Below are 10,185 nucleotides of genomic sequence, written 5' to 3'. Positions count from 1 at the left end.
CCCCCGCATTCTGATCAAAAGGGATAATGGTGCAAGGCTGTATGGAGAGGCACCAAGCACCAAGCACCGGGCACCAGACACCACACACCACCCTATAGACACCCATCTCACTCTGGCCACTAGACTCTGAGGGGGGGCGAATCCCCTTTTTCCAAGAAAGCTAGCAAAAAGCTGTTTGCTTTGATTCAGCGTCAATCCCAGCAGCAGATCTCCGTTTTACCCCGTTATACCAGGGCCTGTTTGCCGATTTCATGCTGCGAGAGTTGATTTAACAAAATTACGTGTTAATTGCGCGGAGTTCTTATTCTGTACAGGCAAACAGCCGTTAAGATTACGATGGCGATCAATCCCGAGACAGCCCATTGGGCGGTGTACGATTTATGAGGTGCAGAGGGAGTGGAATACTCTGGCAGCGGGGATGCTGCATTCTCTCGTGTGGCGGATTCCGCTGAGGGCCCGAGCTCTTGCAAATCGCCCGCAGCCTCGGATATAAGGGCCGTGCGGTCGCATAAGGTGGTGTACAGCACGCCGGATTCCTGGTCATAGCGGGCATAGACCAGATAATCCTGCCCCTCTGTGAACTCATATCCGCAGCTTGCGGATGACATAGCTGTGGTTATGACGGTGGTGCTGCTTACTTTGCCCTTCCACACCCGATCCACCTGAAAGGTGACTTTGACCGGATCATCCGTTGACAAGATGAGAGCCATCTTTTGCTTGACAGACAAGGCTTTTCCGCTGAATACAGCCGCGCTTTGCGCTTTGGCTTCATCCGGCGGTGATTCCGCACAGGAGCATGCATACACGACCGTTGGTTTGGCGACCAACAGCACACTTGAAAGCACCGCCGCCACCAGCAGGAGCAAAAGCGGCTTGTGCAAAACGTTGCTCACAAGATCACCCCCTTTTTCTTCCAGACGGAACGAACCGGCAGGTTGTTGCATTAATCCTGTGCAAAGCAGGAAAAAAAGCAGCCCTATACCTTTTCGAATAAGGACTGCCCAGGACCAGGCTAACGGTAAATTTTTACGTTCAAATCATTCAGGCTTTTGAAGTTGTACCCTTGCTTGCGCGCATCATCAATGATGGAGGAGAGGGCTTCGGCATTGTCTCTGGATACCGAGTGCAGCAAAATGACTGCTCCGGGGTGCAGCTGTGACATGACTTGCTGATAGGCATGTGCGGCGCCCTGCTGCCTGTCTGTCTCCCAGTCCCGGTAGGCGGCGGACCAGAATACGTTGGTGTATCCGAGCTGCTTGCACGTCTCCAGTACCCTGCCGCTGAATATGCCGCGCGGAGGTCTTACAAAGCTCATCGCCTGCTGGCCGGTTACACCTGCGACCGCTTCGCGCACCTTGTCCAGCTCTGTGCGGATTTGCTCCGGCGACAGTGTTGTCATATCAGGATGGCTCCAGGAGTGATTGCCGATGATATGGCCTTCTTCACTCATACGGCGCAGCAGCTCAGGCTGGTCCTGTACAAAATGCCCGGTAACGAAAAATGCGGCCGGTACCTTCTTGGCCTTCAACACATCAAGCACCTTTCCCGTATATCCGTTCTCATAGCCGTTATCGAAGGTCAGATACAGCTCCTTCTGCTCCGTGTCCCCCAGAAAAATCGCTCCATTCGCCTGCAGGATATTCATAAAGCCTTCCTGGGCAATGGACGGCAGCTCTCCATTTTTGCTTTTCTTGAACCCGAAATGATACGGTTGAACAGAAGAGGCCATAACAGGTGCAGCTTCAGAAGCGGCGGCTTCGACCATAAAGGCAAGTGTTATACACAAAATCAGCTTCAACAGACGCGGCATTCCATATCCCCCTATTTCCAAACTTTCGGAGCCTGCAGTGGTTCCGTTTCCTGTTAGCATTTTCAGGTGCTGGATAAATTATGTGAACTGATTTGTGGGATGCCCATGGACATGAATAAACGGTATAATCATTGCAGGAGAGGCCCGGTCGGGAGGACCGGGTCTCTTCATGAAGTGACATATTTACAACGAAGGGCATGGGGGCTATGAGAAAACAGTGGATCATCCTGTCAGGCTTCTTTTTATTAACCGTAGTTCTTCCTGCTTATTATCTTTTCAACAAATCGGTCGCGAATGAGGAACAGCGTCTTGCCTATCAAGGTGTTCTGGATTTGAGCGATTGGGATTTCGGTGTAAACGGAGTTGTGGCGCTAAATGGCGAATGGGAGTTTTACCCAGGACAGTTTCTGAATCCCGGCACCTGGAGCATGGACGGACAAAAACACCCGCACAGCTATGCAAGTGTTCCGCATACCTGGAATCCATATATGCCCGGGAACAGCGGTACAGGATACGGAACCTACCGTCTGCTGATCCGGATTCCGGAGCAGGCCAATGAGCTTTTCGGCATACGTATGATCAATATCCGGACGGCGAGCAGTATTTATATCAATGGCGCCAAAGTGGGAGAGAGAGGAATACCGGGAGAGAATGATCAGTCCTCTGTTCCGGGCAACAGACCTTATAACGGGTATTTCAGGGTGACCGGATCAACGGTTGAAGTGATGATTCATGTATCCAATTATCATTACTATTCAGGTGGAATCGTCAAACCAATCATGTTCGGCGAGTATGCCTCCATCCGCAACGCGCGGGACATCAGTCTGGCCACCGACCTGATTCTGGGGGCAGGCTTCTTTATTCCTTCCGCATTTTTCCTGCTGCTTTACAGATTTCGCACAAGGGAGCCCTCACTCTTTTATATGGGCTGCTTCTGCTTTGCAACGCTGCTGTACGTGCTGAGTCAGGGAGAAAAGCTGATCGGGGCCATTCCCGGAATGCAATACGAATGGGTTGTCAGCACCCAATGGGTGTCCTCTGTGCTCGCGTTTTTCTTTTTGGTCCGTTATGTAAATGTATATTCATCCGGAATTGTGAATCCGAGGATTCTTAGTCTTTCGACGGCGGCAACCATCGTATGGACTGTTCTGGTTCCCTTGGTGCCGATGGTGCTGATGTCCCGTGCGGAGCCGCTGCTGCTTATGTATCATGTGTGCTGGGTAGGGTACGTGGTATACGTCCTGATTAAAGGATTTGGCAAAAGCAAGCAGGACACTACATTAATGGCACTGGCCATATTGAGCATTATGATGGTGGTTCTTCTATGCATTGCTTATTTGCTTGGATGGATCGATATGCGGGGCGTGGTATCCTTTGAAACGCTGATCTTTATTTTTTCACAGGCTTTGCTGCTGGCCAAACGGTTCGCCGTCACCTTCGCGGAGGTCGAGCTGCTGTCGCAGCGTTTGCTGACGCTTGATGGATTGAAGGATGAGTTTCTGGCCAATACGTCGCATGAGTTGCGAACCCCGCTGCATGGCATGATTAATATTGCACAAGGCATGATTGACCGGAGGGATGACCGGGAAAATGAAGAGCAGCAGCGTAATTTGCAGCTGATCGTGTCTGTGGGGAAACGTTTGTCTTTTCTGATTAATGATATTCTGGATTTCTCCAATTTGAAGAACGGCAGGCTTGTCATTCACCCCACTCCTGTAAACCTGAAGGCGGCGGTACATTCCGTGCTGGAAGTGCTGGGGCATACCGCCGGCACCAGGGAGGTCCGTTTTGTAACTGAGCTGCCGGACCATCTGCCTTATGTGTTGGCCGATGAGGACAGGCTTATGCAGGTGCTTTACAATTTGCTCGGCAATGCGGTCAAGTTTACAGAGCGCGGGCAAATCAAGGTGTCCGCAGCCGTTCACGGCGGGAGTCTTGAAATCAAGGTGGAGGATACAGGCATCGGCATCCCGCCGGAGCTTCATGAAGTTATTTTTGATTCCTTCAAACGGGGAGAGCACACGGAGAACATGGCTGTCAACGGAACCGGACTTGGACTGAGCGTGACGAAGCAACTGATCGAGCTTCATGGCGGGCGCATCTGGGTTGAGTCCCGGCTCGGGGCAGGCGCTGTGTTCACTTTTACGCTCCCGGTTGCCGCAGAACATGCCATTTTTGCCACAGAACATGCCATTTTAGCTCATGAGCCGGATAGGAGAGAGCAAGAGTGCCTGCCGGAGGGCAGCAAGGTTGCAGAGAGAATGGCACGCTTCGGCCAAAGAAATAAATATACGATCCTGGCGGTCGATGATGATAGTGTGAATTTGCATGTGCTGACAAGCCTGCTGGAATCGGAGGAAAGCAGGGTTATCGCTGTTCGGGATGCCCGGTCAGCGCTGGAGCACATCGGCAGCGAGCATATCGATCTGGTCATTACGGATTGGATGATGCCGGGAGTATCGGGACTGGATTTGTGCCGGGAAATCCGCAAAAGGTTCTCGATGGCTGAGCTGCCTGTGCTCCTGCTTACCGCCCGCAATCTCCCCGGTGATATTCATGCAGGCCTGCTGGCGGAGGCGAATGATTTTTTGCGCAAACCGGTGGATGCCGAAGAATTGCGCGCACGTGTGCGTACCCTGCTGAATTTGCGGGAATCGACCCAGGAGGCGATTCGTTCGGAGATGGCTTTTCTGCAGGCGCAGATCAAGCCGCATTTTCTGTTCAATGCGCTGAATGTCATTATCGCCCAATGTGCGGAGAATCCGGAGCAGGCTATCGTATTGCTGATGGAGCTCAGCCAATATCTGCGCAGCAGCTTTGATTTCCACAATCGCGATCAGACGGTTCCGCTGCATAAAGAGCTGGAGCTGGTGCGCTCTTACCTGTCGCTGGAACGCGCCCGCTTCGAGGAACGGCTTCAGGTTGAATTTGATATCGCGGAACAGGCCAAGTCTTTAATTCCTCCTTTATCCATTCAACCTATCGTAGAGAACGCAATACGGCACGGAATTATGCAGCGCGCGAACGGCGGAATGATCAAAATTTCGATACGGACCCGGGAGAAGGGCATACTTGTCGTCGTGGAAGATAACGGAGTGGGGATGCCGCACGATCAAGTGGAGCAGATTCTGTCCAATACCGGGGAAGCGGCTGGGGTAGGATTGCGCAATATCCATCGCAGGCTCGTTTCCCTCTACGGCAGCGGCCTGCAGATTAGCAGCGAGCCTGACGACGGGACGATCGTGAGCTTTCAGATTCCGTATCATCCGCCTGCCTGATGCCAGGCACTGGAAACTTCACTTACAAACGAGACTGCTTGATTATGCAAAAGGTGGGGACGCTAACATGATGAAGGCCATTCTGGTTGATGATGAGAGATCGGCTTTAATCCAATTGGAAAGGCTGCTGCGTGCGGACGGACGTGTCGAGGCGGCGGGAATGTTCAATTCCGCCACGGCGGCATTGGAATATTTGGCATCCGAACGGGCGGACATCGTTTTTCTGGATATCGGCATGCCCGAGATTAGCGGACTGGAGGCTGCTGAACTCATTCAACAGCTGGACATCGACACTCATGTGGTGTTCGTGACTGCCTATTCGGAATATGCCATTGAGGCGTTTGAGCTGCAGGCCCTGGATTATTTGCTGAAGCCGGTGCATCCCCAGCGATTGTCCAAGACGATCGACCGGATAGCCGGAAAAGCCAAAGAAAGCAAAGATCCCGCCCCCATCAAAGAACCCAATGTGCTCTGTTTTCAAAGGCTTGAGATTACGGACAGTGTTACCGGCCATATAGATGGCGCACATTTTAAATGGCGAACGCTGAAATCCCAGGAGCTGTTTGCCTATCTGCTGCAAAACGGACGGGAGTGGATCAGCAAGCAGGAGCTGCTGAATGTGCTGTGGCCTGATTACATACCTGAAAAAGCTGTGGTCCATTTGCATACCTCGATATATCAAATCCGCAAGGCGATCAAGGAATGGGTGTACGGCACCAGGCTGGAATTCAGTCTGGACAGGTACAGGCTTATCCTCGGCAGCTGTACGACCGATGTGGAGGAATTCGAGCGGGGCATGACGGAAATTTACGCGTCCGGGCGGCCGGACGCGGCCCGTCTGGATCAGGTCCTGGGCCTGTATCGTGGCAACTATTTGGAAGAGCATGATTATCCCTGGGCCTACTCCAAGCGAGAGAAGCTGCGCAGGAAGTATATAAAAGGCATAATGGACGCTGCAGCAAATGAAATGCGCGCAGGCCACTTGCGGCGGGCGGCTGAGCGGCTGCAGGCCCTGCAGCACAAGGAGCCCTATTCGGAGGAGGTCTGCTGCCAGCTATTGGAGCTGTACGCCCGCATGGGGGATGACAAAGCGGCGGAGGAGCATTACAGCAGCTTTACCAAGCTGCTGGAAGACGATCTGGGCATTCATCCCGAGCCCTCTACCCGGCAGTTGTTTGAGCGGCTGTTTTTGCAGCGTCCTCCGCAAGCATTAACCTGAACAGAGAAAGTGGATGTCTCCGATGCGATGGTATGGGCTCGGGACATCCACTTTTTTGTGTATCCAATGCCTATGGCTTTACGAGAGAGGCACACGCAGCACGGCATACCCGTACCCGGGAAGCCTGGCGTTCAGCACACCGCCCAAGGTTGTCCAACTGCATTGACCAAACAGGAGCTGCCAGCCGGATTCACGGACAGGGCAGGAGAGGGATTGCGGCTTCGTGTCCCTGTTCAGGAGCACGATAAGCACTTCATCCGCGCCGCGGCGCTCATAAGCGATGGCTGAACCGTCGGCCTCGGCGGAGAGGAACGTGATCGCGCCCTCTGCTCTCAGGGCAGGGTGGGACCGGCGCAGCTCAATCAGCTCCTGGTAGAAATGCAGCAATTCGCGGTCCTGCTTCGCCTCATTCCATTGCATACATTTGCGGCAGCCGGGATCAGGTCCTCCGTCCAGACCGATCTCATCCCCGTAATAAATGCACGGGGTGCCGATGTAGGTGAACTGGAAGGTCACAGCCAGACGCATCTTCTGCTTATCCCCTCCGGCGAGCGTCAGAATACGGGGGGTGTCGTGACTGTCCAGCAGATTGAACGCCACTTCGGCTGCCTGCTTGGGGTAGCGGGCAATCTGCTTGCCGATCCGGAAGGCAAAACCTTCGGCATCCAGCTCCTGCTTGATAAAAAAGTCATGGACCGCATAGGTAAAAGGATAGTTCATGGTCGCATCAAACTGATCGCCCTGCAGCCATTCGGAGGATTCATTCCACATCTCTCCAAGAATATAAGCCTCCGGATTGGCAGCCTTGACCGTTTTCCGGAATTCACGCCAGAAGGCATGATCCACCTCATCCGACACGTCCAGCCGCCAGCCGTCGATGCCGATTTCGCGGGTCCAGTATTCCGCTGCGCCCAGCAAATATTTTTTGACCTCAGGATGCTCCGTGTTCAGCTTGGGCATCATCGGCTCGAAGGAAAAGGTATCATACGTTGGCACTCCATCCACGACCCGCAGCGGAAATTGGCGGACATGGAACCAGTCTTTATACGCCGATTTTTCTCCCTTCTCCAGCACATCCACGAAAGGGGCAAAAGTACGTCCCGAATGGTTAAAGACCGCATCGAACAGCACGCGGATACCCCGGCGATGGCATTCGTTCACCAAACCTTTGAGCGTCTCCAGGTCCCCGAAATGGGGATCCACCTTCATATAATCCTCCGTATCGTATTTGTGGTTGGTTGTTGCCAGGAAGACAGGGGTAAAGTAAATGGCGCTAATCCCCAGCTCGTTCAGATAGTCCAGGTGATCGATCACGCCCTGCAGGTCCCCTCCGAAAAAGTTGTCCCTGCGCGGTTCTCCTCCCCACGGCTCCGTCCCTTCCGGATCGTTCGACGGGTCCCCGTTCGCAAAGCGTTCCGGGAATATCTGATAAAATACGGCATCCTTGACCCAGGCGGGAGATTTTAAAATATCAATCGGATTAAGGAACGGATACTGAAACATCCGCTCGGGATTTTGCGGCTCCTCCGTCACAAAGTCGTTCTCATTCATCCAAACCCGCTCGTCCCCGTCCTCCAGCATGAAGCCGTACCGTAAACGGCGAAAACGGGGTTTAACCCGGCATTCGTAATAGTCAAATCTGTCGTCACTGGCAAGCTTGTACATGGGGATCACCTCACGGGTCTGCTCCCAATCATATTTGTCCCCGGTCAGGGCGTGGACGGCAGTAAGGTCATTCTTTTTCGCCCGCAGACGCAAGTAGACGGTCTCCTCATCATAACCAAAGGCCCAGTTCCGTTTCGGATGGTGATATACGGCTTCAAGCAGCAACATCCATTCCCCCTTCAAGTGGTAAGGTTAGTGTTCCGGCGCTTGCCTGCTTTTAATCAGGAACGATGCTTTATAGTTAATCAACAGGCCTGTGCATGATGAAACATTTTCCTTGTTGAGCGTGGCAGGAAGCTCGCTTATTCCAGAGTAGGTTTATTACGATAAAAAGGATATTGAAGGTGGAAAAGTAAGTATACTCAATTGGTTCAGTATAAAAATTCACTACGTCAACGTTAACTCAAAAAGTCAGCAAACAGGCCCTGATATAACGGGGTAAAACGAAGATCTACTGCTGGGGTTACGCTGAATCAAAGCAGACAGCTTTTTGCTAACTTCTTGCAAAAAGGGGATTCGCCCCCTCGGAGTCTAGTAGCCAGAGTGAGATGGGTGTCTATAGGATGGTGTCTATAGGGCGTGGTGTCTGGTGTCCGTTGCCTGGTACCTAATGCCTAATGCCTAATGCCTCTCCATACAGCCTTGCACGATTATCCCTTTTGATCAGAATGCGGGGGTTGGAGGTTCGGGGGGCCTAGGGGAAGGAATAAAGAGAAACGAGAAACGAGATATGAAAAAAAGAGGCAGCTAACGTGGGAGGTTCGGCTTGAAATAGGAACGTGTGTTTGGTATAATGAAAAAAAGAACTTATGTTCGTGGATTATGGATTATGGATTATGGATTATGGATTTGGGGGCGAGCAGACATGGAAGTCCAAGTGGAAACGGAACTTCAATCCTTTAGCAGTCGTTATCACAACGAGCTGGCCTGCATGGAGGCATTGATCGCGATGAAGTGGCCGAACGGCTTCGTCTGCCCGCGTTGCGCCCATACCCGCTGCAGTCATCTGACTTCCCGGCGCATCCCCATGTTCGAATGCGCCAGGTGTGCGCATCAAACGTCGGCTTTGGTCGGCACGATTTTTGAACGAACTCATCTCCCCCTGACCAAGTGGTTCCAGGCGCTGGAGTTGTTCCTGCTGCCCGAAGGCATCTCGGCGATGCGGCTGAGCCAGGTGATCCAGGTCACCTACAAGACCGCCTGGGCAATGCTGCACCGAATCCGCCATGCCATCGGGGAGTTCGATGCCCGGGAGCTGCTCTGCGGAGACGTGAAGGTGAACAGCGACCTGTATGGGTGTAATCCGTCCCGGCCTCAGTTTTCTCATCCGCATGCTTCGGCGGTCGTAGCCGGGTGCACGGTCACGGAGTCGGGCGAGCCGGAGCAGGTCAAAATCCGCCTGGTCCCGCAGAAGAAGGGAGAGGGGCAAAGAGCCAATCGTCTCGAACTCGCTGCGTTCATCAACGAACAGGTAGATGTCCGTGCATCGGCGGTACAATCGTTCCTTCAAGCCTATCGGCTGTATACGCCCTTGCGGAAAGTGGTGAGAGAGGCGTGGAAATCGCTGAAGAGTACGTATGTAGCTTTGGGTCCGAAGCATCTGCAGGCGTACCTCAACGAGTACACCGGACGCCGCCGACTGCACCTGCCCGAAGGGGAAGAAACGCACCTGTCCGGAGCGGAAGGAACGATGTGGCAGAAGTTGCTGTACATGGCCGTGGCGATTCCGGCGATCCCTTACCGCCAACTGATTGCGCGCCAACCGGTGCAGCCTCTTGCGGCTGCGGCCTGATCGCAGGGCTTGAACGAGGAAAGGTGAGCATGATGTGCGTGGCTTGAACGATGTGGGTTAGCATGAACGAGGACAGCGGAAACATTCAGGTTCAAGCGGCAACGAGGACCAGGGTCTTTTTATTTTTTTCGGTGCCTTGCTCCGCTCGATGGTCCTGAATAGCGTAACAACAGGCATTTTCGTGCCTCATTTGATCCGTTATTTTCTTTAACGTGCCTAAAGTGTATTTTCGGTTCCCGGTTTTCTGTTTTTCTTGACCTGATCCAACGGGATAATCGTGCAAAGCTCCTGAAAAGCGAGTATCACATGTCTTGCCACGATCAAAGGAAGTCATACCAAGCGGCTCCGGGTCTGTTTGAAGTTGGCATTCAGGGGTAGGATGTTAGCTAAAAAAAGCTGGTCCCCCTCCTATTTATTAGTT

General features: G+C 53.0%; 7 protein-coding genes. 3 read left to right on the top strand and 4 right to left on the bottom strand.

Annotated features, from left to right (window positions below; genetic code table 11):
• Nucleotides 1–284: 284 nt before the first annotated feature.
• The gene (locus tag ACE41H_RS21280; protein WP_375357567.1) at nt 285–893 is read right to left on the bottom strand and encodes a hypothetical protein; all 609 of its coding nucleotides are present in this window, start codon (nt 891–893) and stop codon (nt 285–287) included.
• Between the two features lie 119 nt (nt 894–1,012).
• Nucleotides 1,013–1,810, bottom strand: a complete 798-nt coding sequence (pdaA, locus tag ACE41H_RS21275; protein ID WP_375357566.1) for a delta-lactam-biosynthetic de-N-acetylase — start codon at nt 1,808–1,810, stop codon at nt 1,013–1,015.
• Between the two features lie 206 nt (nt 1,811–2,016).
• On the opposite strand from pdaA, the gene ACE41H_RS21270 reads away from it, so the two are divergent.
• On the top strand, nt 2,017–5,088 hold the full coding sequence (locus tag ACE41H_RS21270) for a hybrid sensor histidine kinase/response regulator (RefSeq protein ID WP_375357565.1): 3,072 nt from the start codon (nt 2,017–2,019) through the stop codon (nt 5,086–5,088).
• A 67-nt stretch (nt 5,089–5,155) separates the two neighbouring features.
• A complete protein-coding gene (locus ACE41H_RS21265; RefSeq protein WP_375357564.1) occupies nt 5,156–6,307 on the top strand; it encodes a response regulator in 1,152 nt (383 codons plus the stop codon).
• A gap of 78 nt (nt 6,308–6,385) precedes the next feature.
• Here ACE41H_RS21265 and ACE41H_RS21260 read toward each other — a convergent pair whose 3' ends face one another.
• Nucleotides 6,386–8,137: an alpha-glycosidase gene (locus tag ACE41H_RS21260; protein WP_375357570.1), complete on the bottom strand. Its 1,752-nt coding sequence runs from the start codon at nt 8,135–8,137 to the stop codon at nt 6,386–6,388.
• Nucleotides 8,138–8,837: 700 nt separating this feature from the next.
• Here ACE41H_RS21260 and ACE41H_RS21255 point away from each other — a divergent pair.
• Nucleotides 8,838–9,764, top strand: coding sequence for a transposase (locus ACE41H_RS21255; protein ID WP_375357563.1), 927 nt, complete (start codon nt 8,838–8,840; stop codon nt 9,762–9,764).
• A 91-nt stretch (nt 9,765–9,855) separates the two neighbouring features.
• Here ACE41H_RS21255 and ACE41H_RS21250 read toward each other — a convergent pair whose 3' ends face one another.
• Nucleotides 9,856–10,098, bottom strand: coding sequence for a hypothetical protein (locus tag ACE41H_RS21250; protein ID WP_375357562.1), 243 nt, complete (start codon nt 10,096–10,098; stop codon nt 9,856–9,858).
• Nucleotides 10,099–10,185 lie beyond the last annotated feature (87 nt).

Source organism: Paenibacillus enshidis, assembly GCF_042136365.1.
GTDB lineage: Bacteria > Bacillota > Bacilli > Paenibacillales > Paenibacillaceae > Paenibacillus > Paenibacillus enshidis.
Note: the sequence above shows the minus strand (reverse complement) of the source record. Positions and strands in the feature narration are given on the sequence as shown.